Origin of the sequence: Klebsiella sp. DY2415 (genome assembly GCF_026314315.1) — a bacterium.
Classification (GTDB): Bacteria; Pseudomonadota; Gammaproteobacteria; order Enterobacterales; family Enterobacteriaceae; genus Klebsiella; species Klebsiella ornithinolytica.
The window spans coordinates 3,945,261-3,971,747 of record NZ_CP111115.1 but is presented as its reverse complement, the minus strand read 5'-3'; the positions used below and the strand labels follow the sequence as shown (position 1 = coordinate 3,971,747).

20 protein-coding genes and 7 tRNA genes are annotated in these 26,487 nt (G+C 53.8%); 8 read left to right on the top strand and 19 right to left on the bottom strand.

Translation table 11 applies throughout. From position 1 onward, the window contains the following. Positions 1-207 precede the first annotated feature (207 nt). Positions 208-1,383, top strand: a complete 1,176-nt coding sequence (ubiF, locus tag OQV00_RS18955; RefSeq protein ID WP_004859580.1) for a 3-demethoxyubiquinol 3-hydroxylase — start codon at positions 208-210, stop codon at positions 1,381-1,383. Positions 1,384-1,534: 151 nt separating this feature from the next. Here the strand turns inward: ubiF and OQV00_RS18950 are convergent. The 12 genes from OQV00_RS18950 to nagB form a co-directional block, all read right to left on the bottom strand. Next, a tRNA-Gln gene (locus tag OQV00_RS18950) sits at positions 1,535-1,609 on the bottom strand. A gap of 36 nt (positions 1,610-1,645) precedes the next feature. Then, positions 1,646-1,720, bottom strand: a tRNA-Gln gene (locus OQV00_RS18945). 46 nt (positions 1,721-1,766) lie between these two features. Continuing rightward, positions 1,767-1,843 (bottom strand) — tRNA-Met (locus tag OQV00_RS18940). A gap of 20 nt (positions 1,844-1,863) precedes the next feature. Then, positions 1,864-1,938: transfer RNA gene (locus tag OQV00_RS18935), tRNA-Gln, on the bottom strand. Positions 1,939-1,974: 36 nt separating this feature from the next. Further along, positions 1,975-2,049 (bottom strand) — tRNA-Gln (locus tag OQV00_RS18930). A gap of 109 nt (positions 2,050-2,158) precedes the next feature. Next, a tRNA-Leu gene (locus OQV00_RS18925) sits at positions 2,159-2,243 on the bottom strand. Positions 2,244-2,252: 9 nt separating this feature from the next. Beyond that, positions 2,253-2,329 (bottom strand) — tRNA-Met (locus tag OQV00_RS18920). A gap of 226 nt (positions 2,330-2,555) precedes the next feature. Then, a complete protein-coding gene (gene asnB, locus OQV00_RS18915) occupies positions 2,556-4,220 on the bottom strand; it encodes an asparagine synthase B (RefSeq protein WP_004859583.1) in 1,665 nt (554 codons plus the stop codon). A 279-nt stretch (positions 4,221-4,499) separates the two neighbouring features. After that, positions 4,500-5,252, bottom strand: coding sequence for an HAD-IIA family hydrolase (locus OQV00_RS18910; protein WP_015584887.1), 753 nt, complete (start codon positions 5,250-5,252; stop codon positions 4,500-4,502). Between the two features lie 1,901 nt (positions 5,253-7,153). Beyond that, positions 7,154-8,374, bottom strand: a complete 1,221-nt coding sequence (nagC, locus tag OQV00_RS18905) for a DNA-binding transcriptional regulator NagC (protein ID WP_032716894.1) — start codon at positions 8,372-8,374, stop codon at positions 7,154-7,156. 7 nt (positions 8,375-8,381) lie between these two features. Then, the gene (gene nagA, locus OQV00_RS18900; RefSeq protein WP_015584886.1) at positions 8,382-9,530 is read right to left on the bottom strand and encodes an N-acetylglucosamine-6-phosphate deacetylase; all 1,149 of its coding nucleotides are present in this window, start codon (positions 9,528-9,530) and stop codon (positions 8,382-8,384) included. Between the two features lie 127 nt (positions 9,531-9,657). Next, positions 9,658-10,458 (bottom strand): glucosamine-6-phosphate deaminase, encoded by an 801-nt coding sequence (gene nagB, locus OQV00_RS18895; protein ID WP_004859594.1) that lies wholly within the window; start codon positions 10,456-10,458, stop codon positions 9,658-9,660. A gap of 313 nt (positions 10,459-10,771) precedes the next feature. On the opposite strand from nagB, the gene nagE reads away from it, so the two are divergent. The 5 genes from nagE (at position 10,772) to OQV00_RS18865 (ending at position 17,146) form a co-directional block, all read left to right on the top strand. Next, positions 10,772-12,793, top strand: a complete 2,022-nt coding sequence (gene nagE / locus OQV00_RS18890; RefSeq protein WP_015584885.1) for an N-acetylglucosamine-specific PTS transporter subunit IIBC — start codon at positions 10,772-10,774, stop codon at positions 12,791-12,793. 178 nt (positions 12,794-12,971) lie between these two features. After that, positions 12,972-14,639: a glutamine--tRNA ligase gene (gene glnS, locus OQV00_RS18885; RefSeq protein ID WP_015584884.1), complete on the top strand. Its 1,668-nt coding sequence runs from the start codon at positions 12,972-12,974 to the stop codon at positions 14,637-14,639. Between the two features lie 453 nt (positions 14,640-15,092). Beyond that, complete coding sequence (gene chiP / locus OQV00_RS18875; RefSeq protein WP_004859598.1) at positions 15,093-16,496, top strand: chitoporin ChiP; 1,404 nt, start codon at positions 15,093-15,095, stop codon at positions 16,494-16,496. 47 nt (positions 16,497-16,543) lie between these two features. Then, on the top strand, positions 16,544-16,876 hold the full coding sequence (locus OQV00_RS18870; protein ID WP_004859600.1) for a ChiQ/YbfN family lipoprotein: 333 nt from the start codon (positions 16,544-16,546) through the stop codon (positions 16,874-16,876). Between the two features lie 99 nt (positions 16,877-16,975). Further along, positions 16,976-17,146 (top strand): hypothetical protein, encoded by a 171-nt coding sequence (locus OQV00_RS18865; RefSeq protein ID WP_015584882.1) that lies wholly within the window; start codon positions 16,976-16,978, stop codon positions 17,144-17,146. A gap of 62 nt (positions 17,147-17,208) precedes the next feature. Here the strand turns inward: OQV00_RS18865 and fur are convergent, their stop codons facing one another. The 4 genes from fur to ybfF all read right to left on the bottom strand — a co-directional run bounded on the left by fur (position 17,209) and on the right by ybfF (position 19,834). Next, complete coding sequence (gene fur, locus OQV00_RS18860; RefSeq protein ID WP_004859602.1) at positions 17,209-17,661, bottom strand: ferric iron uptake transcriptional regulator; 453 nt, start codon at positions 17,659-17,661, stop codon at positions 17,209-17,211. A gap of 292 nt (positions 17,662-17,953) precedes the next feature. Continuing rightward, entirely contained in the window at positions 17,954-18,484 is a 531-nt protein-coding gene (gene fldA / locus OQV00_RS18855) for a flavodoxin FldA (protein ID WP_004859605.1), read from the bottom strand. 149 nt (positions 18,485-18,633) lie between these two features. After that, positions 18,634-18,927, bottom strand: coding sequence for a LexA regulated protein (ybfE, locus tag OQV00_RS18850; protein ID WP_044346466.1), 294 nt, complete (start codon positions 18,925-18,927; stop codon positions 18,634-18,636). Positions 18,928-19,060: 133 nt separating this feature from the next. Then, positions 19,061-19,834 carry an esterase gene (gene ybfF / locus OQV00_RS18845; RefSeq protein WP_266279225.1) on the bottom strand — a complete coding sequence of 258 codons (774 nt, stop codon included), beginning with the start codon at positions 19,832-19,834 and terminating at the stop codon, positions 19,061-19,063. A gap of 183 nt (positions 19,835-20,017) precedes the next feature. On the opposite strand from ybfF, the gene seqA reads away from it, so the two are divergent. Both seqA and pgm read left to right on the top strand, forming a co-directional pair. Then, a complete protein-coding gene (gene seqA / locus OQV00_RS18840; RefSeq protein WP_015584879.1) occupies positions 20,018-20,566 on the top strand; it encodes a replication initiation negative regulator SeqA in 549 nt (182 codons plus the stop codon). Positions 20,567-20,598: 32 nt separating this feature from the next. Next, entirely contained in the window at positions 20,599-22,239 is a 1,641-nt protein-coding gene (pgm, locus tag OQV00_RS18835) for a phosphoglucomutase (alpha-D-glucose-1,6-bisphosphate-dependent) (RefSeq protein ID WP_004859615.1), read from the top strand. A 176-nt stretch (positions 22,240-22,415) separates the two neighbouring features. Here pgm and kdpE read toward each other — a convergent pair whose 3' ends face one another. The 3 genes from kdpE to kdpC all read right to left on the bottom strand — a co-directional run bounded on the left by kdpE (position 22,416) and on the right by kdpC (position 26,484). Then, complete coding sequence (kdpE, locus tag OQV00_RS18830; protein ID WP_004859617.1) at positions 22,416-23,093, bottom strand: two-component system response regulator KdpE; 678 nt, start codon at positions 23,091-23,093, stop codon at positions 22,416-22,418. A gap of 126 nt (positions 23,094-23,219) precedes the next feature. Next, on the bottom strand, positions 23,220-25,907 hold the full coding sequence (gene kdpD / locus OQV00_RS18825) for a two-component system sensor histidine kinase KdpD (RefSeq protein ID WP_004859619.1): 2,688 nt from the start codon (positions 25,905-25,907) through the stop codon (positions 23,220-23,222). A 1-nt stretch (position 25,908) separates the two neighbouring features. Next, positions 25,909-26,484, bottom strand: coding sequence for a potassium-transporting ATPase subunit KdpC (gene kdpC / locus OQV00_RS18820; RefSeq protein WP_118859826.1), 576 nt, complete (start codon positions 26,482-26,484; stop codon positions 25,909-25,911). Between the last annotated feature and the right edge of the window lie 3 nt (positions 26,485-26,487).

Sequence of the window (26,487 nt, the reverse complement as noted above, 5' to 3'; positions counted from 1 at the left end):
GACTTGCTCATGCTTAAGTATATATACCCAAAGCTATTTTCTTCACCGGGAATGACTCTGCAATGTGAAGGATAGCGGGTATAAAGCCAGGATTGCAGGGCGCGTATTGTAATGCTTTGGTCGCGCCCTGACCAGTGCGAGCGTTATCACCACGAGGCGGGAAAAAATCCGGTAAACTTAACGGATTCAGGTTTAAGGATAATTGCCATGACAATTCATGCAACAGATGTCGCCATTGTGGGTGGCGGAATGGTTGGCGGAGCCCTGGCGCTGGGGCTGGCGCAGCACGGTTTTACGGTAACGGTTATCGAGACATCGGCACCGCCGGCATTTGCGCCTTCAGCGCCGCCGGATGTGCGTATTTCGGCAATTAGCGCCGCTTCTGTCGGGTTACTAAAAAGCCTCGGCGTCTGGGATGCGGTGCGCGGCATGCGTGCGCATCCCTATCGCCGGCTGGAGACCTGGGAATGGGAGGATGCGCATGTGACCTTTGATGCCGCCGAGCTGAAGCTGCCTGAGCTGGGTTATATGGTGGAGAACAATGTTCTGCAGCTCGCCCTATGGCAGGCGCTGATGGCGCATGAGCGCATCACGCTCGAGGTTGGCGCATCGTTACAGGAGATGCAGCGGGAGGAGACCTGTACGACATTGCGTCTGAGCGACGGTGGCGAGTGCGCAGCCAGCCTGGTTATCGGCGCCGATGGCGCCAACTCGCAGGTGCGCCAGTTGGCCGGAATTGGCGTTCACGCATGGCAGTATCAGCAATCCTGCATGTTGATTAGCGTGCAGTGCGCAGAGGAGCCTGGCAACAGCACCTGGCAGCAGTTTACGCCATCGGGCCCGCGCGCATTTCTGCCGTTGTTCGACAATTGGGCATCGCTGGTGTGGTATGACACGCCCGCGCGTATTCGCCAGCTGCAGGGGATGAGTATGCCGCAGCTACAGCAGGAGATTGGGCGCCACTTCCCGTCCCGACTGGGGCAGGTCACGCCGCTGAGCGCCGGAGCGTTTCCACTAACCCGTCGCCATGCGCTGCAGTATGTACAGCCGGGGCTGGCGCTGGTGGGAGATGCTGCGCATACCATTCATCCGCTGGCGGGGCAGGGGGTGAATCTGGGCTATCGCGATGTTGACGCGCTGCTGGATATTTTGAGCGAGGCGAAAAGCCAGGGTGAAGCATGGGCCAGTCTTCCGGTGCTGAAACGCTACCAGGCGCGACGCAGGGCGGATAATTTTATTATGCAGTCGGGTATGGATCTGTTTTATGCCGGCTTCACCAACGATCTGGCGCCGGTGCGCGTGCTGCGCAATATCGGCTTAATGGCTGCGGCACATGCGGGCGTTTTAAAGCGTCAGGCGCTGAAGTACGCCCTGGGATTGTAAGCGCAGTTCCCGGCTGGCGCGTCGCTTAGCCGGGATATTAGCGCTAAGCGTTGTCCGTCGTCGCCTGAGTATAGCGTTAACGTCGCGATCCGGATTGAACCGAATGCAGAAAACAAAAAAGCTCGCCGAAGCGAGCTTTTTTGCTATTAAGTGGCTGGGGTACGAGGATTCGAACCTCGGAATGCTGGTATCAGAAACCAGAGCCTTACCGCTTGGCGATACCCCAACGGGTGCGTCCACAGTGTGAACGACTTTTTAAAATTGGCTGGGGTACGAGGATTCGAACCTCGGAATGCCGGAATCAGAATCCGGTGCCTTACCGCTTGGCGATACCCCAACAATTCTTTCTGGATTTATCGAAATGAATCAATAATTCCTTTATATGGTGGCTACGACGGGATTCGAACCTGTGACCCCATCATTATGAGTGATGTGCTCTAACCAGCTGAGCTACGTAGCCAATTTTATCATATTCTTCGATGGCTGGGGTACCTGGATTCGAACCAGGGAATGCCGGTATCAAAAACCGGTGCCTTACCGCTTGGCGATACCCCAATAACCGTCGCGGTGAACCGCAAACATCGAAGAAAATGGCTGGGGTACCTGGATTCGAACCAGGGAATGCCGGTATCAAAAACCGGTGCCTTACCGCTTGGCGATACCCCAACAAAAAATCTTTTACTTCCAGAAGAGGTTATCTACAAACTTATTACGGCAGCCTTTATGGCCATCTTACAGCCTGGATATACCCCATCCGTGCAACGCTTTGGGTGAATGGTGCGGGAGGCGAGACTTGAACTCGCACACCTTGCGGCGCCAGAACCTAAATCTGGTGCGTCTACCAATTTCGCCACTCCCGCAAAAAAAGATGGTGGCTACGACGGGATTCGAACCTGTGACCCCATCATTATGAGTGATGTGCTCTAACCAGCTGAGCTACGTAGCCATCTTTTTTTCGCGTTACCTTATCGGCGTTGCGGGGCGCATTATGCGTATTGGGCCTGCGAGCGTCAACCCCTTTTTCAATGAAAATCGCCGGAATGTGACTGTTTGGTTAGGTTGCGAACAGCGTGATGGAATAATCGGCAATTATTGGTTATTTATCGTTTTTCTGCGGTAAAAAAAGCAATAAAAAAACGGACCCCGAGGGGTCCGCCGATCGTACAAATTGGTTATTTATAAGCTGACTGGTGAACGCCAACGGCGCGTCCTGATGGATCGTTCATGGTTTTGAACGCTTCGTCCCACTCAATCGCCTTAGCCGATGAACAGGCTACTGACGGGCCGCCAGGTACGCATTCGGCAGCGCTAGGAACCGGGAACAGCTCCTCGAAGATTTCACGATACAGGTACGCTTCTTTGGAAGACGGCGTGTTGTACGGGAAACGGAAGCTGGCGGTTTCCAGCTGCTGATCGGAGACCTGTTTCGCCGCAACCTCTTTTAACGTATCGATCCAGCTGTAGCCTACGCCGTCAGAGAACTGCTCTTTCTGGCGCCATGCGACGCTGGCCGGCAGATAGGATTCAAAACATTCACGCAGGATATGCTTTTCCATTTTACCGTTGCCGCACATCTTATCCTGCGGGTTGATGCGCATGGCGACGTCGAGGAACTGCTTGTCGAGGAACGGCACGCGGGCTTCCACGCCCCACGCCGACATCGCTTTGTTGGCACGGGCGCAGTCAAACATATGCAGAGCCTGCAGCTTACGCACGGTCTCTTCATGCAGCTCTTTAGCGTTTGGCGCTTTATGGAAATAGAGATAGCCGCCGAACACTTCATCAGAACCTTCGCCTGACAACACCATTTTGATGCCCATCGCTTTGATTTTACGCGACATTAAATACATCGGCGTCGAGGCGCGGATGGTGGTCACATCATAGGTTTCGATGTGATAGATAACGTCGCGAATGGCATCAAGGCCTTCCTGCACGGTGAAGTGGATCTCGTGGTGGACGGTACCCAGATGGTTTGCCACTTCCTGCGCGGCTTTCAGGTCCGGCGAGCCCTGCAGGCCGACGGCGAAAGAGTGCAGCTGCGGCCACCAGGCTTCGCTGCGTTCCTGATCTTCAACCCGGCGAGCGGCGAATTTTTTGGTGATGGCGGAGATAACCGACGAATCGAGGCCACCGGACAGCAGCACGCCATACGGCACATCAGACATCAGATGGCTTTTGACGGACTCTTCCAGCGCCTGACGCAGTTCGTTTTTATCCGTGACGTTGTCTTTAACCGCATCATAGTCGAACCAGTCGCGCTGGTAGTACTGGCGGATTTCGCCATCTTTGCTCCACAGGTAGCTACCTGCCGGGAACTCTTTGATTGTCCGGCAGACCGGTACCAGCGCTTTCATTTCTGAGGCGACGTAGAAGTTGCCGTGCTCGTCGTGGCCCATATACAGCGGAATGATGCCGATATGGTCGCGACCAATCAGATAGGCGTCCTGCTCGCTATCGTACAGCGCGAAGGCGAACATTCCCTGCAGATCGTCGAGGAATGCCGGGCCTTTTTCCTGGTACAGGGCAAGGATGACTTCGCAGTCGGAGCCGGTCTGGAAGGTATAGCGGTCGCCATATTCCGCACGCAGCGCCTGATGGTTGTAAATTTCGCCGTTTACCGCCAGCGCGTGGGTTTTTTGCGCGTTGTACAACGGCTGGGCCCCGGCGTTCACGTCGACGATAGACAGACGCTCATGGACCAAAATGGCTTTATCGCTGGCGTAAACGCCGGACCAGTCCGGACCGCGGTGGCGCATCAGGCGGGAAAGTTCCAGTGCCTTTTTACGCAGCTCGACCGCGTCAGTTTTAATATCCAGTACGCCGAAAATTGAACACATAACCTTCTCCATTACCCTGTCGTGTTGTGATGTTGTGCAGACGTCGTCTTATCGCGAGGTCTCAGTGCATGTCTAAGAAAATGCCGCAAAGGAGAGGGAGGCGCAAGAGATTTACGGTCAGTAAAAGAAAAAACGCAATGACGATTGCTGAATATTAAAAAAAGAACATGTTTTGAGCGTCTTTATTGATGAATGTGCAGTGATAAGCCGTTTCTATTAGATGAGGTTCTTTTTTCAGGTGCGATAAATGAAAAACCACGTCCTGGGACGTGGTTTTATTCAGAAAATATCAATTTCGGCAACGGACGGATAGATCCACGACGGTCGGAACGGCAGGCTGTCGATATCGTCGAGCGTCGAGACGCCGGAGAGAACCAAAATAGTTTCCAGACCAGCCTGGAAACCGGCCAGGATATCGGTACGCAGGTTGTCGCCAACGATAACCGTCTGCTCGGAGTGCGCCTGCATCTTATTCAGCGCAGAGCGGATGATCCACGGACTGGGTTTTCCCACGTAGAACGGCTTGCGGCCGGAGATCTTCTCAATTCCGGCACAGAGAGCGCCGCAGGCCGGGTAGAAGCCGCGGCCGTGAGTATCCGGGTTGGTGGCAATGAAGCGTGCGCCGTTGGCGACAAAGAAGGCCGCTTTATGCATCATCTCCCAGTTAAAGGAGCGGGTTTCACCGACGATAACAAAATCCGGATTGACGTCGGTAATGGTAAAGCCGGCTTTATAAAGCTCGTGAATCAGTGCGCCTTCACCGACCACGTAGGCTTTCTTGCCTTCCTGGCGGCGCAGGAAATCAGCGGTGGCCATCGCGGAGGTATAAAAGGCGCTATCCGGCACGTCGATGCCGGCGGTCGCAAAGCGGTTTGCCAGGTCCTGCCCGGTCTGGGAAGGGTAGTTGGTCAACATCACCAACGGCATATCTTTCTCAAGAATGCGTTTGATAAATTCGGCAGCGCCCGGCACGGCCACATTGTCGTGCATCAGCACGCCGTCAATATCACAGATTACGTTTTGAATGGTCATGGACAGTCCGACATTTTTGAAGAAAGGCGTAATTATACACGTTATCCATCGCAAAGGTGTCGATAGGTGGGGGGATGATCCTGCGCAGAAAACATCACAGGTAGATTGGACAGGCCTTGCTTATAATTTGAATATGAGACCTTGTTATTTTTCCTGAAATGATACCGGGGATAAAAATACCTACATCTATATATGCTACAGGTAAATAATGAGGGTAACCACGCCAGAACGCGTGGCTATGGATGACGAGTATCCAAATAAACAGGACGCCATAAATAAGAAAGGGGCTTTGAACTAATCATTCTCACGATATAGAATAGCTTTGCACTTTGCACAAATTATTTTTCGACGATGGTCAATCATATTGCTTAATCCTATATCGAGCACGGTTGTCGAGTCGCAATATATGCATTTAAATAAACTGAGGTTATTTTTCTTTAGATATTCCTCTTTAGTCGGAAGTTTTTCCCATTCATTGTTTATTGTAAACATGTTAATTACTCCTTGTGTTGTTTTTATGTTGGATGCGCAAAATAAAATGAGATTATCTATTTTTTTTAGTTCCAATTGCAAATAAGATAGTGGATGGTTAGTCGCGGTAGCCCTATGCTCATTGAGAAAGTAGAGTATATCCTGTAGTGAGTCCTTACGATCTATCCTTGCAATAGATAGCATGTATAAAATATCTAGTGTCATTATCTGAGGTGTGATTATACGTTGCAAATCACAGATGAAGTCATAGTTCCTGTATCTGATGGGGAATACAAGGATGGAAATTATTAACTCAATAGAGTAGATCATATTGATAGTAGGGTTAGATATGAACTTCAGAAATTGAAGTGCCGAGAAAATATTCCTGCAGTTTAAACTGGTACATTTTTGAATTCTTGCTCTATGCATGTAGAACTTGAATTTTACACTTAATGGTTTTTTTGATAACTCTCGAGATACCGGCTTATGATTGCGATTAGCTTTATCAGGCGGTAGTTTCGAGGTATAACCGTCATGATTGATTATTATGTTTACTCTAATGAGCCACGAAGCGGTAGAGTAGGCGCTTCTACCAGATAAAAGAGTAAGAGCCTCAATATATATATCATCCATGGTTATCATTACAGCCCTCGCATTAATTGTGTGAATGTTACATGTCAATTATCTTTCAAGTTATTCAACGTGAAAATGAGCTGCTCGCTACTATGAGTTTGCTGGAAATTGATATTGGATTCAATAAATTATTTTTCCTCATTGAATCATCATAAGCCTCACTTTATTAAGATAATGACCGAGCATCGGGGCTCAATGGATAGCTAAATCGGCTTGTGATGAGAATAAATACAATGTTATTACTAGGCATGAGTGAGATTAAGTCAATAAATATTGGATGTTATATTTTAAATGTATGATAACGGTCACATTCCGAGTTAAGGTGATTGGCGGAGGTAACAGAAAGAATACTATTGCAAAGTAGATTGATGTTGTGAATATATCTTTGGGTTATGTTCAAGAAAGAAGTTAGAGAGTTGCAGTGATTACTTATTTAATCATCTTTGTTATTCATGTGGCTCTTTAATTAGGTTGATTGTTTTTTTATTCGCTATACTCTTGTGATAAAGTCAAAATTCCATTTTGTTTTTTATATAATCATACTGGGCAAATGTATATATGTACTTTATGAAGGAAGACGCGACAGGGCGTATAGTGCTCAAGGGGATATTCATAAAAACGCCTGGCGCTTAGCTAAAAAGTTGTATACAAAACTGCGTTCTTATGAGCACGCAAAAGAACAGTTATGTATGCTTATGAAAATGAATGGGACACTGACTCTGGATAAACTAGTGGCTCATATAAATTCAATCGATGAAAATATAGAACCACTATAATTTAGCCTTGTAATAGAGTTATTAACCTTCCAGCAAACGCTGGAGCAGTATACCGTTGAGCATGGCGCGCTTCACCAGCGCAAAAGCGCCGATTGCGGAGCGGTGATCTAACGTCGAACGCACCACCGGCAGGTTCTTGCGAAACGCCTTCAGTGCCTGAGCGTTAATGCAGCCTTCAATCGCGGGTAACAGTACCTTCTCTGCTTCGACAATTTCGCCGGCGATCACCACTTTTTGCGGATTAAACAGGTTAATGGCGATAGCAATGGTTTTGCCCAGGTGACGTCCCACATATTCGATGACCTCGCAGGCCAGGGCGTCGCCTTTGTTGGCCGCTTTGCAGATAGCTTTGATCGTGCACTCATCCGCAGTCAGTTTACTCTGGTAGCCCTGCTCAAGAAGGTGACGCACGCGTTGTTCGATGGCGGCGTTCGCCGCGACGGTCTCCAGGCAGCCAAAATTCCCGCAGTGACAGCGTTCGCCCAGCGGGTCGACCTGAATATGGCCTATCTCGCCGACGTTGCCGTTACGACCGATAAAAATGCGTCCGTTGGAGATGATTCCCGCGCCGGTACCGCGATGGACGCGCACCAGAATAGAGTCTTCGCAATCCTGACTTGCACCAAAATAGTGCTCTGCCAGCGCAAGGCTGCGAATATCGTGACCAACAAAACAGGTGACTTTAAAGCGTTTTTCCAGCGCTTCAACCAGCCCCCAGTTCTCAACCTGAATATGCGGCATATAGCGAATCACGCCGCTTTCCGGGTCAACGAGTCCGGGTAAGATCACGGAGATGGCGATGAGTTCGCGGATCTTACGCTGGCAGCGTTCAGTAAAGGCCGCAATGATGTTCAGCAGCGCATGTTCCAGCGTCTCCTGGGTGCGTTCAGGCAGCGGAAAATGTTCTTCTTCCAGCGTCTTACTGCTTAAATCATACAGGGTCAGCGTCGCGTCGTAGCGACCAAGGCGTACGCCAATAGCATGGAAGTTGCGGGTTTCCGCAATAATAGAGATGGCGCGGCGGCCCCCGGTGGAGGCCTGCTGATCGACTTCTTTGATCAGCCCGCGTTCAATCAGTTGGCGCGTGATTTTGGTCACGCTGGCAGGGGCAAGCTGGCTTTGTTCCGCGATCTGAATGCGCGAAATGGGGCCGTGCTGGTCAATGAGCCGATACACGGCCGCGCTGTTCAGCTGTTTTACGAGATCAACGTTACCAATTTGAGCATGTCCGCCTGCTGTCATTCTTTACTTACTCAGTGACGACCTCGTTACCATTAACGATGGTCTTGATGATTTTATAATCGCGGGTAAAGGCGGTCAGGTTAGCGACCATTCCCGGTGCGATGCTGCCAAGCTGTTTCTCTACGCCAATGGCGCGTGCGGGATAGAGGGTTGCCATACGCAACACTTCGTCCAGTGCGATACCGCAATGCTCGACGAGATTGCGGACACCTTCAATCATGGTCAGCGAAGAACCGCTGAGGGTACCATTTTCATCCACGCACAGCCCGTTACGGTAGTATATTGTTTTACCAGCAAAAATGAACTGGTCAATATGCGCGCCGGCGGGGGCGGTTGCGTCAGTGACGAGGCACAGCTTGTCGCCTTTCAGGCGTTTTGCATTCCGCACGTTAGCATAATCCACATGCATACCGTCGACGATAATACCGCAGTAAACGTCCGGTTCGTCGAAAATCGCGCCTGCCAGGCCCGGTTCGCGCCCGGTGATGTACGGCATGGCGTTGTACAGATGGGTCGCGAAGGTGATGCCCGCGCGAAAACCGATTTTCGCCTCTTTCAGCGTGGCATTGGAGTGGCCTGCGGAAACAACGATCCCGGCAGCCACCAGTTTACGAATCACCTCGGTACTGACGCGCTCAGGGGCGAGAGTCACTTTGGTGATCACATCGGCGTTTTCACACAGAAAATCGACCAGCGCAGCGTCCGGCTTACGCACGTAGTCCGGGTTGTGGGTGCCTTTTTTCACGATGTTCAGCCACGGGCCTTCAAGGTGCAGACCCAGCGCCTGGTTCGGATGTTTTTGCAGGTACTCGCGCATGACGCGCACGCCCTGTTTCATCAATTCATCGCTGGAGGTAATCAGCGTCGGCAGATAGCTGGTGCAGCCGGAACGTTCGTTGGCCTTCTGCATAATTTCCAGCGTTTCGACGGTGACGGCGTCAGGGCTGTCGTTAAACTGCACGCCGCCACAGCCGTTCAGCTGTACGTCGATAAAACCGGGGGCAAGAATGGCGCCATTGACCGAGCGTTGCTCAATCTCAGACGGCAAATCAGCCAGTGAACAGATACGTTCGATAAGGCCATCAGCGATGATAATCGCATGGTCATCCAGAATTTCATGACCGGTATAAATCCGGCCTTGGGTTAATGCATACATTACGACCCCCGGTTCACACATGCTCCGCGGCAGGCTGGCTTCTAAGGGTTGGTCTGATGCCGCCTGGCGGAGCTGGTGTAGCAAAAAAATGAAATGTCCCGCGGACAAGCCGCAGGACGAGACTACCTTACAGCCCTTTGACGTTTTCGGCTTCTAATTCATTGAAGTATTTCAACGTCTTCACTTTCAGCTCCATGGTGGACGGCTCGTCGCAGACGATCACCGCTTTCGGGTGCAGCTGCAGACAGGTAATGGTCCACATATGGTTAACGTTGCCTTCAACCGCCGCCTGCAGCGCCAGCGCTTTCTGGTGACCCAGTACCAGAATCATCACTTCTTCCGCATCCAGCAGGGTGCCCACGCCCACGGTCAGCGCATATTTCGGCACCAGATCCACATCGCCGTCGAAGAAACGGGAGTTCGCTACGCGGGTTTCATGGGTCAGGGTTTTAATACGGGTACGAGAGGCCAGTGAAGAGGCGGGTTCGTTGAACGCGATATGCCCGTCGTTGCCAACGCCGCCCATAAACAGGTTGATTTTACCGTAGGAGCGGATTTTTTCTTCATAGCGGCGGCATTCTGCATCGATATCTGGCGCATTGCCGTTCAGCAGGTTAATGTTTTCCGCCGGAATATCAACGTGATCAAAGAAATTACGATGCATGAAGCTATGATAGCTTTCCGGATGCTCTTTCGGCAGACCGACATATTCGTCCATGTTGAAGGTCACAACATGTTTAAAGCTAACCTGGCCTGATTTGTGCATTTCAACCAGCGCTTTGTAAGCGGTCAGAGGCGTACCACCGGTAGGCAGACCCAGGACAAACGGACGGTCCGCCGTCGGTTTGAACGCGTTAATGCGGTTAACGATGTGGCGAGCGGCCCATTTGCCGACTTGTTCAGCAGTTACCAGGGGGATCAGTCTCATTCTTCACCTCTATAGTTAAATTAGAACCTGGCGGATTGGCGCCGGCATACTATTAAGAGTATTACAGTCACTACGACGAGCGGGGTCAATCCGTGTTGATTTTTTGAATGATAAAATAAGTTTTCGATGTTAGCCAGTCGCAGGGAGGGGTTAATACGATATTTGGTGATTATAGTCACAAAAAATACGCATTTAATTTGCGATACGAATTAATTTTCCACACACTTTGCAAGTAAGTTAAAAAACCAACCTGGTTACACAATAAAAAAGTGGCTTTGAATGAGCCTTATCGGGGTCTCATAGGGGGAATAAAGTGAGTATTCTAGGTTATCTACAAAAGGTTGGCCGCGCGCTTATGGTGCCGGTCGCCACGCTGCCGGCGGCAGCGATATTAATGGGTGTCGGTTACTGGATTGACCCGGTAGGCTGGGGTGGAAGCAACGCGCTGGCCGCGTTCTTCATTAAATCCGGTTCCGCGATCATCGACAATATGTCCGTACTATTCGCCATTGGTGTGGCTTATGGTATGTCGAAAGATAAAGATGGCGCTGCGGCGTTAACCGGCTTTGTGGGCTTCCTCGTGTTGACCACGCTCTGCTCTCCGGCTGCGGTTTCCATGATCCAGAAGATTCCGGCGGATCAGGTTCCTGCAGCATTCGGTAAGATCAGCAACCAGTTCGTGGGTATCCTCGTGGGGATCATTTCCGCGGAGCTGTATAACCGCTTCAGCAGCGTTGAACTGCCGAAAGCGCTCTCCTTCTTTAGCGGCCGCCGTCTGGTGCCGATTCTCACCTCTTTTGTGATGATCGCCGTTGCGTTCATCATGATGTATATCTGGCCGGTTATCTTCGACGGTCTGGTAAACTTCGGTGAGCATATCCAGAAACTGGGTTCCGTCGGTGCGGGCGTGTATGCGTTCTTCAACCGCCTGCTCATTCCGGTCGGTCTGCACCACGCGCTGAACTCCGTGTTCTGGTTTGACGTTGCTGGTATTAACGATATTCCTAACTTCCTCGGTGGCGCTCAGTCTATCGAAGCAGGTAAAGCGGTTGTGGGGATCACCGGTCGTTATCAGGCGGGCTTCTTCCCGATTATGATGTTCGGTTTACCGGGTGCGGCGCTGGCTATCTACCACTGCGCGCGTCCTGAGAACAAGGCAAAAGTGCTGGGTATTATGATGGCGGGCGCCTTTGCCGCCTTCTTTACCGGGATCACTGAACCGCTGGAGTTCTCCTTCATGTTCGTGGCGCCGGTGCTGTATGTCATTCACGCCGTGTTGACCGGTATCTCCGTGTTCATCGCTGCCAGCATGCACTGGATTGCCGGTTTCGGCTTCAGCGCCGGTCTGGTGGATATGGTGCTGTCGTCCCGTAACCCGCTGGCGGTCCACTGGTGGATGCTGATCCCGCAGGGTCTGGTCTTCTTCGTTATTTACTACGTGGTCTTCCGCTTCACCATCACCAAATTCAACCTGATGACCCCGGGTCGCGAACTGGCCGTTGCCGGTAGCGAAGCGGATGGTCAGGATGTGAATGTCAGCAGCGGCAAAGAGCAGGATGTTGCAGGTCTGGCACGTCAGTACATCGCTGCAGTCGGCGGTTCTGACAACCTGACCGGTATCGATGCCTGCATCACCCGTTTGCGTCTGAACGTTAAAGACTCTTCTCTGGTGAACGAAGCGCTGGCGAAACGTCTGGGCGCGTCAGGCGTTATTCGCCTGAACAAAACGAGCGTACAGATCATTGTCGGCTTCGTGGCGGAAAAAATCGCTAACGCGATGAAAACGACGGGACCAGTAGCCGCAGCAGAAGGCAACGCTGCACCTGCCGCCGCCGCTCCGACTGCAAAACCGCAGGCCGTGGCTAACGCCAAAACCATCGCGGCGCTGGTATCGCCGATTACCGGTGATATCGTTGCGCTGGAGCAGGTGCCTGATGAAGCCTTCGCCAGCAAAGCGGTCGGCGATGGCGTGGCGGTGAAACCGACCGACAAAACCGTCGTAGCTCCGGCTGCCGGTACCGTCGTGAAGATCTTCAACACCAACCATGCGTTCTGCCTGGAAACGGAAAATGGCGCGGAAATCGTCGTCCATATGGGCATTGATACCGTGGCGCTGAACGGCCAGGGCTTCAAACGACTGGTTGAAGAAGGTGCGGAAGTGCAGGCTGGCCAGCCGATTCTGGAAATGGATCTGGACTACCTGAATGCCAATGCCCGTTCAATGATCAGCCCCGTCGTGTGCAGCAACAGCGACGATTACAGTGCGCTGGTGATTCTGGCAACCGGTAAGGTGGTGGCAGGTCAGACGCCGCTGTATGAGATTAAAGGCAAGTAAGGCTCCTGAGTAGCGTTTATGCCTGAGCGGCGGGGGGAAACCTCCGCCGCTTTTTTTTAGCCCATCTGACCCCATAATCTTCTTCAGATACGTATTTTCAGTAACTAATAGTTGTCTCTACGCCCCGCTTGTAAGATCATGTGCCGTTATACGTTGTTTACGCTTTGAGGAACCCACGATGAGTGAGGCAGAAGCCCGCCCGACTAACTTTATTCGTCAGATCATTGATGAAGATCTGGCTACTGGTAAGCACACCACCGTTCATACTCGTTTCCCGCCGGAACCGAACGGTTATCTGCACATTGGCCATGCGAAGTCTATTTGCCTGAACTTTGGTATTGCTCAGGATTATCAGGGCCAATGCAACCTGCGTTTCGATGACACCAACCCGGTGAAAGAAGATATCGAATACGTGGAGTCGATTAAAAACGACGTGCAGTGGTTAGGTTTCCACTGGTCCGGGGATGTTTGCTACTCGTCTGATTACTTTGACCAGCTGCACCAGTATGCCATTGAGCTGATCAACAAAGGCCTGGCCTATGTTGACGAACTGTCGGCGGATGAAATTCGCGAATACCGCGGTTCGCTGAAAGCGCCGGGTAAAAACAGCCCGTATCGCGATCGCAGCGTGGAAGAGAACCTGGCGCTGTTTGAAAAAATGCGTGCCGGTGGTTTTGAAGAGGGGAAAGCCTGCCTGCGTGCAAAAATCGATATGGCCTCGCCGTTTATCGTCATGCGCGATCCGGTGCTGTACCGCATTAAATTTGCCGATCATCATCAGACCGGCAGCAAGTGGTGCATCTATCCGATGTACGACTTCACGCACTGCATTAGCGATGCGCTGGAAGGCATTACGCACTCCCTGTGTACCCTCGAGTTCCAGGACAACCGTCGCCTGTATGATTGGGTGCTGGACAACATCAGCATCCCGGTTCACCCGCGTCAGTATGAATTCTCCCGTCTGAATCTCGAATATACCGTGATGTCCAAGCGTAAGCTGAACCAGCTGGTTACCGAGAAGCACGTAGAAGGCTGGGATGACCCGCGTATGCCGACCATTTCCGGTCTGCGTCGTCGCGGCTATACCGCCAGTTCTATTCGTGAATTCTGCAAGCGCATTGGCGTGACCAAGCAGGACAACACCATTGAGATGGCGTCACTGGAATCCTGCATCCGCGAAGATCTCAATGAAAACGCGCCGCGCGCCATGGCCGTTATCGACCCGGTTAAGCTGGTCATTGAAAACTACCCGCAGGGTGCAAGCGAAATGGTGACGATGCCGAATCATCCGAACAAACCGGAGATGGGCAGCCGTGAAGTACCGTTTAGCGCGGAGATCTGGATTGACCGCGCCGACTTCCGTGAAGAGGCGAATAAGCAGTACAAGCGCCTGGTGCTGGGTAAAGAAGTTCGCCTGCGTAATGCCTACGTGATCAAGGCCGAGCGTGTAGAGAAGGACGAAGAGGGGACGATCACCACGATCTTCTGTACCTATGACGCCGATACGCTGAGCAAAGATCCTGCCGATGGTCGTAAGGTCAAGGGCGTTATCCATTGGGTCAGCGCGGCACACGCGCTGCCGGTGGAGATTCGTCTGTACGATCGGCTGTTCAGCGTGCCGAATCCGGGCGCGGAAGAAGACTTCCTGACGGTGATGAACCCTGAATCGTTGGTGATCAAGCAGGGCTTCGCTGAACCGAGCCTGGCCACTGCGGAAGCCAGCAAAGCCTATCAGTTTGAGCGTGAAGGTTATTTCTGTCTCGATAGCCGCTATGCAACCGCAACGCATCTGGTGTTTAACCGCACCGTGGGTCTGCGTGATACCTGGGCTAAAGTCGGCGAGTAAATTTTTCGTCGCGGCCCGGCCGTCGTCTCTGTGTCAAAACGCCGCATTTAGCGGCGTTTTTTTATTTTGGAATCAGTGAATTAAGTTCGTTATTTTCGCGATGCGAATTAATCTTGTTTACTGTTTGTCATATCTGTCAGCTCTGCCACTCCTCCCACCGGTACACAAAACGGCTGTAAGCGCTTTCATTCTGTATTTTCTTTCTATTTAGTAATTACTTACGTATAAAAAAAGATGAGGCCTGATATTGTTACAAAAAGAAATAGAATATGTGCGCTTTGTCATAATCTTAAGCTTTGATCGGCGAAAGAGATTGATAATTCGCGTCACGAAAAATAGTCTATCAACAGTGGTTACGCGGCTTTTACCGCTCCACCTTTTTAGCAGTCTTATTTATTTTTTCGCGGCTTGCCTTTGGCTCCGCGTTTTTAAAACGTCAAAGAGGATATGCACATGCGTACGTTTAGTGGCAAACGTAGTACGCTGGCGCTGGCTATTGCCGCCGTCACCGCGATGTCGGGCTGGATCGTTGTTCCGCAGGCCAGCGCAGCAGGTTTTATTGATGATTCCACCTTAACCGGCGGCATCTACTACTGGCAGCGTGAGCGCGACCGGAAAGATGTGACCGACGGCGATAAATACAAAACCAACCTTTCCCATTCGACCTGGAACGCCAATCTGGATTTCCAGTCCGGCTATGCCGCTGATATGTTTGGTATTGACGTGGCTGCCTTCACCGCAATTGAAATGGCGGAAAGCAGCGAAAGCGGTCACCCGAACGAAATTGCCTTCTCCTCAAAGAATAAAGCCTACGACGAAGATTACTCTGGCGATAAGAGCGGAATCAGCCTGTATAAAGCTGCGGCGAAATTTAAATATGGCCCGGTGTGGGCTCGCGGCGGTTATATCCAGCCAACCGGGCAAACGCTGCTGGCTCCGCACTGGAGCTTTATGCCGGGTACTTACCAGGGGGCCGAAGCCGGCGCCAACTTTGATTACGGTGATGCCGGCGCGCTGAGTTTCTCCTATATGTGGACGAACGAATACAAAGCGCCATGGCACATCGAGATGGATAATTTCTACCAGAACGACAAGAAAACCAAAGTCGATTATCTGCACTCCCTGGGCGCCAAATACGATTTTAAAAATGACCTCGTGCTGGAAGCGGCGTTTGGCCAGGCTGAAGGCTATATCGACCAGTATTTTGCCAAGGCCAGCTACAAATTTGATATCGCGGGTACGCCGTTAAACACCAGCTACCAGTTCTATGGCACGCGCGACAAAGTCAGTAACGGCGGCACGAACGATATCTACGACGGGACTGCCTGGCTGCAGGCGCTGACCTTTGGCTACAAGGTTGCTGATGTCCTCGACCTGCGTCTGGAAGGCACCTGGGTGAAAGCTGAAGGCCAGCAGGGCTACTTCCTGCAGCGTATGACCCCAACCTATGCCTCTTCCAACGGTCGTCTTGATGTATGGTGGGATAACCGTTCTGACTTCAACGCCAACGGTGAAAAAGCGGTGTTCTTCGGCGCGATGTATGACATGAAAAACTGGAATATGCCGGGCTGGGCGTTTGGCGCCTCTTACGTCTACGCATGGGATGCCAAACCGGGCAGAATGTCCACGCCGGACGCCTATTACAATCCGGACAAACGGCTGGAAGAGTCCGCGTATAGCCTCGATGCCATGTACACCGTACAGGACGGCCGGGCAAAAGGAACGCTGTTTAAACTGCACTTTACCCAATACGACAACCACTCCGACATCCCGAGCTGGAGCGGTGGCTATGGCAATATCTTCCAGGATGAGCGTGACGTGAAGTTCATGGTTATTGCTCCGTTCACTATTTTCTGATGCCGCGGCGGCAGGCGTAAACCTGCCGCAAACCTGAGAGGTCAATTATGAAGAAGCTATTGCTCATCGCGGTTATGGCATCGGGCCTGGTAGCCTGTACGCAGTCCCCCGCGCCAAAAGAAGATACGAAACTAAAAGATGCTTACAGCGCCTGTATCAATACGGCGGAAGGGAATCCGGATAAGGTTCAGGCCTGCCAGAGCGTTCTCGACGTGCTGAAAGAAGATAAACAGCATCAGGCGTTTGCCAGCCAGGAAAGCGTGCGCGTTCTGGATTACCAACAGTGTATTCAGGCGACCCGTACCGGCAATGACCAGGCGGTGAAAGCGCGTTGCGATCGTATCTGGAAAGAGATTCGCAGCAACAACACCAGGCCCTGATCGCGGGCGCCAGATCCTGTCAGTAAAAACGCCTGATGTTAACCATCAGGCGTTTTTCATGGCGCGCAATCCTGTGGCGATGTTCAGGCACTGATTGCCGTGGCTGCCCGGGGCTACGCATTCCCCACCAATCTTGATACCGACCCACCATTAGGTGGAATGGTACCGAAAACCCAACAGGCTCTGGTACGAGAAGCGCTGGCAAACCGCTGGGATGAGGAACCGTTTACCCGTGCTCTCGACGAGCATACCGCGCGCAGAAAAGGGTAGGCGTTTGCACATAAAAAAAGCCAACCGTCAGGTTGGCTTTTTGTGGTCCACGCGGTGGGAAATTACTTTTCCACCGCGTCGTGTGCATGTTCATCTTCGCGGCAGTCGCCTTCCGCACAGTGACCGTAAAGGTACAGACTGTGGTTGGTCAGACGGATGCCGTGGCGGTGGGCGATTTCACGCTGACGCGCTTCGATAGACTCATCGCTGAATTCGATCACTTTGCCACAATCGAGACAAATAAGATGATCGTGATGGTGCTGCTGGGTCAGTTCGAAAACAGATTTACCGCCTTCGAAGTTGTGGCGAGTCACAATGCCAGCATCATCAAACTGGTTAAGCACGCGATAAACGGTAGCGAGACCAATCTCTTCACCCATGTCGATCAGGCGCTTGTATAAATCTTCCGCACTGACGTGATGGTTATCCGGTTCCTGCAGGACTTCCAGGATTTTTAATCGTGGAAGTGTGACTTTCAGGCCAGCCTTCTTTAATGCGGTATTGTTGTCAGTCATGCGGAATCTGTCCTGTTGCTAAACGATCTACTTCCATCAGCGGAAGTAATACAGAGAATCACCCGATGCAATGCGTCTCATTATAGAACTGCCATCGTTAAATGAAAACTGCAAGTATCGGGCCTTGTATGCTGTCAAAAACGAGGTCCCAGCTACAAACTACGTCACCTGACCTCGTTAAATCAGAGGACATTGTACAGATATGTGATTAAAAGTTAAAAACTTGTAGCTATTAGTTTGATTGCTTCTATCTATTAATGCGGCGAAACTTAACGGTAACGCCGCACAATCATCAGGCGTTTTTGATTTCTTCGAGGTGCAGCTCTTCAGAGACCTGCTTAACCCACTGAGTCACGCGTTCGTTGGTCAGTTCCGGCTGGCGGTCTTCATCGATAGCCAGGCCGACGAAGTGATCGTCATCCGCCAGGCCTTTAGAGGCTTCAAAATGATAGCCCGCAGTCGGCCAGTGGCCAACGATGGTGGCGCCGCGCGGTTCAATGATGTCGCGGATGGTGCCCAGCGCGTCACAGAAGTATTCCGCGTAGTCTTCCTGATCGCCGCAGCCAAACAGCGCAACCAGTTTACCGTTAAAGTCGACCTCTTCCAGCGTCGGGAAAAAGTCATCCCAGTCGCACTGAGCTTCACCGTAGTACCAGGTCGGAATGCCGAGCAGCAGGATGTCGTAGGCTTCCAGATCTTCTTTGCTGCTCTTGGCAATGTCGTGAACATCAGCAACATCTTTACCAAGCTGCTTCTGAATCATTTTTGCAATATTCTCGGTGTTGCCCGTGTCGCTGCCAAAAAAGATGCCGATGATTGCCATGAGTAAAATAACCTCTTGAAACTTAATGATGTGGTAGTGGCGTAATGCCCGCAGATAACGGCAATCATAGCAGAACAGGGGAGGGCGCGGAAACAGCAATCACGCCCGACTGCACACTCTGCTACATGAAAGTGTTTTTTTGAGGATTTTCAGGCTTTATCCCGGCGGTGCAGGGTTGCCAGCTGGTTCATCAGCATCTCTTCGATCAAATCGCTGCGGTTCATATTGCGAGCTTCCGCCAGCTCGTTGAGCGCATCAACCGCTTCAGCGTTGAGTTTTAACTCCACACGCTTCAGGCCGCGAACTTTGTCGCGTTTGAGCTGATTGCGTTTATTTATGCGCAGTTGTTCATCGCGCGAAAGCGGATTGGTCTTTGGTCTACCCGGGCGACGCTCGGTTGCGAACAAATCTAATGTCGTACGGTCCGTTTGTTCTTTTGCCATGATTCAGAGTGACTTCGGGGAAACAAGTTGCCGGGCTATAGCCGACACAGATAGCGCGCCATAATACATCAGGCGAACCGCTGCGCCAACGACCGCGGGCATTCTGCAGCGCGGTCGGGCAGTTTTTAGCCAGTTAAGCCTGCAAAGCGGTCAGATAGCGACGAATGGCGCGCAGGACGGCTTCCGGTTTCTCCGCATGCACCCAGTGGCCGGCGCCGGCGATGACGTGCGCTCGCGCCTGTGGGAACTGGGCGAGCAGGGTATCGCGATACTCATCGGTGACGTACGGCGAGTTGCCTCCCGGGATGAACAGGGTCGGATGAGGCCAGGCAGGAACCGTTTGCCAGCCCACGATGTGCGGATATTGATCCCATAATACCGGTACGTTGAAGCGCCACTGGCCATCAACGAAGGATTTCAGCAGAAACTGAATCACGCCTTCTTCCTGCAGATGTTGGCGCATCACCGTGGCCGCCTGCTGACGGGACGCGACGCCGGCGTCGGTGACGGCATTGATGGCGTTGAAAATTTCATCATGACGGCGCACGTGGTAGTCCACCGGGGCAATATCAATGGCGACCAGGCCAGCGATGCGCTCCGGCGCCAGTGCGGTAAGCGCCATGACCGCTTTTCCCCCCATCGAATGACCAATAAAGGTGGCTTTCTCTATCTGCCGATCCTCAAGAGTATCGATCAGATCCTGCGCCATCGCCGCGTAGGTCATCTCCGGCGAACGGGGGGAAAGACCGTGGTTGCGCATATCAACCTGCAAAATATCGTAGTCGTTCACCAGGTCGCGGGCGAGGATGCCCAGGTTGTCGAGACTACCAAACAGACCGTGAACCAGGACAACAGGGGAATTATTGTGCGGATTTTGTGCAGATTGCGTGCGGCTATTTAATTTCATGGCAAAGTTCTTTTTTTCGCTTCGTCGGGTTAGGGTATTATGTTGGACATTCTGCCATCCGGCTGCAAGACCCAGAGCTATCTGAGTTTTACCGCCATCCTGGTTTGACGCTATCCGCGGTCAGGATTTGTCCTTATAATCCTGACAACTTGTATTCAGAATAAGATATCGCACTGGATTAAGATGAAAACAATTGAAGTTGATGATGATCTCTATCGCTATATTGCCAGCCACACCCAGCATATTGGCGAGAGTGCATCCGACATTTTACGGCGCATGCTGAAATTTTCCGCCGTTTCCCAGACTGCCGCACCGGTCGTAAAAGCTGCGCCGGCGCCGGCTGCGACGCCTGCCGTCGAAGCGAAGCCCGTGAATCCGGCAAAAGATAAAGTCCGCGCGATGCGCGAGCTGCTGTTATCTGATGAATACGCCGAACAAAAACGCGCGGTAAACCGCTTCATGCTGGTCCTGACCACGCTGTACTCCTTAGATAACAAAGCGTTTGCTGAGGCCACCGAGTCTCTGCACGGGCGCACCCGCGTGTACTTTGCCGAAGATTCGCGGATCCTGCTAAAAAGCGGTAACCAGACTAAACCGAAACAGGTTCCTGGTACTCCGTGGTGGGTTATCACCAATACCAATACCGGTCGTAAGTGCAGCATGATCGAACACATCATGCAGTCGATGCAGTTCCCAGCGGAATTAATTGAGAAGGTCTGCGGCACGATCTAGTTTTATTCACCTTGCATCAGAAGGATCAGGCAATGGCAATCGATAAGCGTGCGGGTCAGCCTGCACAACAGAGTGATTTGATTAACGTCGCTCAGCTGACCGCGCAGTACTACGTACTGAAGCCGGAAGCGGGCAACGCGGAGCATGCGGTGAAGTTTGGCACCTCTGGCCATCGTGGCAGTGCAGGGCGCCATAACTTCAATGAGCAGCATATTCTGGCGATCGCTCAGGCGATTGCGGAAGACCGCGCGAAGAACGGGATTACCGGTCCCTGCTACGTGGGTAAAGATACCCACGCGCTCTCCGAACCGGCCTTTATTTCCGTACTGGAAGTGCTGGCGGCCAACGGCGTTGATGTTATCGTGCAGGAAAACAACGGTTTCACCCCGACGCCGGCCATTTCCAATGCCATCCTGGTGCACAACAAAAAAGGTGGTCCTCTGGCGGACGGCATCGTGATTACGCCGTCTCATAACCCGCCGGAAGATGGCGGTATTAAGTACAACCCGCCGAACGGCGGGCCGGCTGATACCAACGTCACCAAAGTGGTAGAGAATCGCGCTAACGAACTGCTGGCCTCGGGTCTGCAGGGCGTCAAGCGCATCTCCCTCGATGCGGCACTGGCATCCGGTCATGTTAAAGAGCAGGATCTGGTGCAACCGTTTATCGAAGGGCTGGCGGATATCGTCGACATGGCGGCGATTCAGAAAGCCGGCCTGAAGCTCGGGGTCGATCCGCTGGGTGGTTCCGGTATCGAATACTGGAAACGTATTGCCGAGTACTACAAACTCGACCTGACTATCGTCAACGATCACGTCGATCAAACCTTCCGCTTTATGCACCTCGATAAAGACGGCGCCATTCGCATGGACTGCTCTTCTGAGTGTGCGATGGCAGGGCTGCTGGCGCTGCGCGATAAGTTCGATCTGGCTTTTGCTAACGATCCGGATTATGACCGTCACGGCATCGTCACGCCGGCAGGTCTGATGAACCCGAACCACTATCTGGCGGTGGCGATTAACTACCTGTTCCAGCATCGTCCGCAGTGGGGCCAGGATGTCGCCGTTGGTAAGACGCTGGTCTCCTCCGCGATGATCGATCGCGTGGTTAACGACCTGGGCCGCAAGCTGGTGGAAGTGCCGGTGGGCTTTAAATGGTTTGTTGACGGTCTGTTCGACGGCAGCTTCGGTTTTGGCGGCGAAGAGAGCGCGGGCGCATCGTTCCTGCGTTTTGACGGAACCCCGTGGTCGACCGACAAAGACGGTATCATCATGTGCCTGCTGGCGGCGGAAATCACCGCCGTCACCGGTAAAAACCCGCAGGAGCACTACGACGAACTGGCTGCCCGCTTCGGCGCGCCGAGCTATAACCGTCTGCAGGCTTCGGCTACATCCGCACAGAAAGCGGCGCTGTCTAAGCTGTCGCCGGAAATGGTCAGCGCCAGCCAGTTGGCCGGCGATCCGATCACCGCACGTCTGACCGCCGCGCCGGGCAACGGCGCATCGATTGGTGGCCTGAAAGTGATGACCGACAACGGCTGGTTCGCCGCGCGTCCGTCAGGTACGGAAGATGCTTACAAGATCTACTGCGAGAGCTTCCTGGGTGAAGAACATCGTAAGCAGATCGAGAAAGAAGCGGTGGAAATCGTCAGCGAAGTGCTGAAAAACGCCTGAGTCAGGTGAAACGAACAGGCATTCTCAGAGGAGCGTCGTCCCGGTAAGGCGCGGTTGTTCCTGTTGAGTGGCACAGAAGGGTTCCATGGTCATCATGGGACCCTTTTTTATTGCCCCCACTCATCGGTTCGCTGTTTTTAATCGGTGGTGCCCGCATGATGACGACAGGCGTCGCGCTATGGCATAAACCGATAGCCGATCCCCGTTTCGGTCAGTAAATGCTGCGGGCGCGCCGGGTCAACTTCCAGCTTTTGCCGCAGATGCCCCATATAAATGCGTAAATAATGGCTGTGTTCCACCGCATTTGGCCCCCACACCTGATTGAGCAGCTGGCGCTGGGTGAGGACCTTGCCGGGATTATTTAACAGCACCGCCAGCAGACGGAATTCAATCGGCGTCAGGTGGAGCTCTTCGTCACCGCGGACAATGCGGCGGGCGGGAATATCGACTTCAATATCGGCGAAGCGCACCAGCGGCTCGTCGGCTTGCGCGCCGGCATGTCGGCGCATCGCAACTCTCAATCTCGCCTGCAGTTCGCCAATGCCAAAGGGCTTACTAAGATAGTCATCGGCGCCGGCGTCAAGCGCGGCAATTTTATCGTGCTCCTCGGTGCGAGCCGACAGCACGATAATTGGCATCTGACTCCACTGGCGCACGTCGCGAATAAATTCATTACCGTCGCCGTCGGGTAGCCCAAGATCGAGGATGACTAAATCAGGTTTGCGGGTTGCAGCTTCAATAAGACCCCGCTGCAGGGTATCGGCTTCAAATACGCGCATACCGTCGGCTTCCAGCGCGGTGCGCAGAAAGCGACGGATTGCATGTTCATCTTCAATAATCAGTACGTTTATCACCCGTTCTTCCCGTTCAGACAGATAGGACCCTCTCCTTCAGAAACGCCTCCCGGGCTACTCGCGCGCAAGACCGGTAGCCCGGGCAGGCGCACAGCAGCGCCGCGCGGGCATCTGGCCGGGGCAGCGTTACGCCGCTCCGCTCCATTCATCCAGCCCCGGGGCCGTTTCCCTGGGGAGTGTAACACGGAAGCAGGCACCGCCCTCTGGCCGCGTATAGGCGCCGATCGTACCGCCGTGCACTTCAACGATCGCCCGACAGATGGCCAGACCCAGCCCGACGCCAGGGATCGCCGACTCTTTATGTCCGCGGGCGAACTTATCAAAGATAGCCTGTTCCTGGCCCGTTGGGATCCCGGGGCCATTATCCCACACCTCTAAGCGCAGCTGCTGCTCATCAGCCTGCGCCGCAATGCCGATCTGCGCTTTCGAGCCGGCATATTTCAGCGCATTCTCCAGCAGATTAATCAGCACTCGTTCAAACAGTGGGCCGTCGACGTGAACCAGCAGCAGCGGATCGGGTAGCGCCAGCTGAATATGCTGCCCGCCGAGCCCCGGTTCCAGCATCCGCAGGGCGCTGCCGATCACCTCTTCGAGCGTCAGCCACTCTTTATGTAAGTTAAATCCGCCGGACTGAATGCGCGCCATATCCAGCAGATTATTGACCAGCCGGGTCGTATTCAGCACGTGTTGACGAATCTCATTTGCCTGCGGAGCATGTTTCGAGCCTTCGCTGGCGAGGTCGAGCGTCAGAATTTCCGCCTGTCCGAAGAGAACGGTCAACGGCGTACGCAAATCATGGGAGAGTGCCGCCAGCAGCGAGTTGCGCAGGCTTTCCCGCTCACTGTTAAATCGGGCCTGCTCTTCGCTGGCGGTGAGGGTCAGCCGTTCCAGCGCGCTGGCGACCAGTAGCGTAAAGGTTTCCAGCAGGCGCTGCTGTTCAGGAATCATCAGCTGACGCAGGTTTTCGGGTTCCACCACCAGCAGTCCCCAGGTCCGGGCGGCGCTTTTCAGCGGTAAGATTTGATAGGGAACGCCGGGCAGCGTATCGGTGCCGGCGCCGGCGGGCTGGCCCTTATCGAAGCTCCAGCGGGCGATGGCATCGTCCCATGAGGTCAGCCCCGGCTGGTGGGTGAGCGGGTGCAGTTTGCCGCTACTGTCGGGGAGCAGCAGCTGCCCGCGGGCCTGGAAGGTGGAGGCGATAAAGCGCTCGCTGGTCGCGGCAATGTCATCCTCGCTGCGTCCGACCGCCAGCGCTTTTGACATCTCATACAGATGGCGGGTGCGCTGCTCACGATAACGCGCCACGCGGGCCTGATAGCGGACGCCGGCAGTAAGATTCCCGATCAGCAGACCGACGGTCAGCATGACGCCAAAGGTCAGCAGGTATTGTACGTCGGAAACCGCCAGCGTACCGCGCGGCGACACAAAGAACAGGTCGAAGCTGACCACGTTGATAACCGTCGCCAGCACCGACGGCCAGCGGCCGTATAGCAGCGCAATAATCACCACGCCAAGCAGATAGAGCATGACCAGGTTGGCCGCTTCAAAGGCCACCAGCCACTGCATCGCCACCAGCGTAATGATCGCGCAGAGCGCCAGCGCCACGAAGCAGCCCTGGATTTGCACGCGCCACTTCTCCATAGCGGTACGGCTATCGCTGGCCCGCGTGGGCAGAGGGGCGCTTTTCTCATCAAGGGCGATGACCACCAGATCGAGGTCGGGCGCGTCGCGCGCCAGGCGATCGGCGAATCCGCTGCGGTTCCACCAGCGGCGTTTTCCCTGACGGCCAATCACGATTTTGCCCAGATTATGCTCGCGGGCGTAGTGCAGTACGGCTTTCTCTTCGGACGGGTTGGAGAGCGTGGCGGTTTCCGCCCCTAACTCCTGCGCGAGCCGCAGGGCGGCGAGAATGGCCCGCCGCCTGGCTTCCGGCAGACGGTGCAGGGAAGGGGTTTCGACATAAACCGCATGCCAGATACTGCCAAATCGTGCGGCCAGTCGCGCGGCGGCGCGTACCAGTTTTTCACTGCCGGTATTATGGCCGATGCACAGCAGAAGGGTGTCGCGGGTATGCCAGACTTTTTCCTGCCCCTGACGGTCGCGCCAGGCGCGCATCTGTTCATCGACCCGATCGGCGGTCCGGCGCAAAGCCAGTTCACGCAGGGCAATCAGATTTCCCTTGCGGAAAAAGTTTTCGATAGCCCGCTCCGCCTGGCCGCCGATATAGACCTTGCCTTCATTCAGGCGCTGACGGAGATCGTCAGGAGGCAGGTCGACCAGCACAACATCGTCGGCGGCGTCAAAAAAGGGGTCGGGGACGGTTTCGCGCACCTGAACGCCGGTAATGCCGCTGACGACATCGTTCAGGCTTTCGAGGTGCTGGACGTTCACGGTGGTAAACACGTCGATACCGGCATCGAGAAGCTCTTCGACATCCTGCCAGCGTTTGGGGTGGCGCGAGCCTGGCGCATTGCTGTGCGCCAGTTCATCAACCAGGATCAGCGCCGGCCGGCGCGCCAGCGCGGCATCGAGATCGAATTCGTGGACGTAGCGTCCACGATGAGAGAGGCGGCGCTGGGGGAGGGTACTGAGCCCTTCCAGCATCGCCGCGGTCTCTTTCCGACCGTGGGTTTCCGCCACGCCGATCAGAATATCCAGTCCCTGGGCGCGCAGCCGCTGCGCTTCCGCCAACATTGCCCAGGTTTTACCGACGCCCGCACAGGCGCCAAAGAACACTTTTAGCTTGCCGCGATGCGGCTCGCTGGTATGTTGCAGCAGGCGGTCCGGGTCCGGGCGCAGCGGCTCGTCACTCATTTTACTTATCCTTCAGGGCATCCAGCGCCATATTCAGTTGCACTATATTTACCACAGGCTGTCCGAGAAAACTGGCCAGCGGCGTTTGCGTCGCCTCATTCACCAGGCGGGTGACTTGCTCAATACTCAGATTGCGGGCCTTCGCGACGCGAGGGATCTGCCAGAGCGCGGCCGTCGGCGTGAGGTTATTATCCAGCCCGCTTGCCGATGTCGTCACCAGCTCTACCGGAACGCGCGGGTCAGCGTCCGGGTTGGCGAGACGTAGCGCCTGCACGCGTTCGCTGACGGCCTTATCCAGCGCCGGGTTGCTGGCGGCCAGATTACTGCCGCCGGAGGCGAGGGGATTGTACGGCGTTTCAGCGGTCGCCGAAGGGCGTCCCTGGAAATAACCCGCCGCGGTAAAATTCTGGCCAATCAGGCTGGAGCCGCGGACTTCGCCGGCGATGCGGATCAGTGAGCCGTTTGCCTGCTGCGGGAACCACCACTGCCCAAGCGCCGTCGTCAGCAGCGGATAGACGCCACCGGTGAGGAGCGTTAACAGAATAAATAGCACAAGTGCCGGTCGAATGAATGACATGGT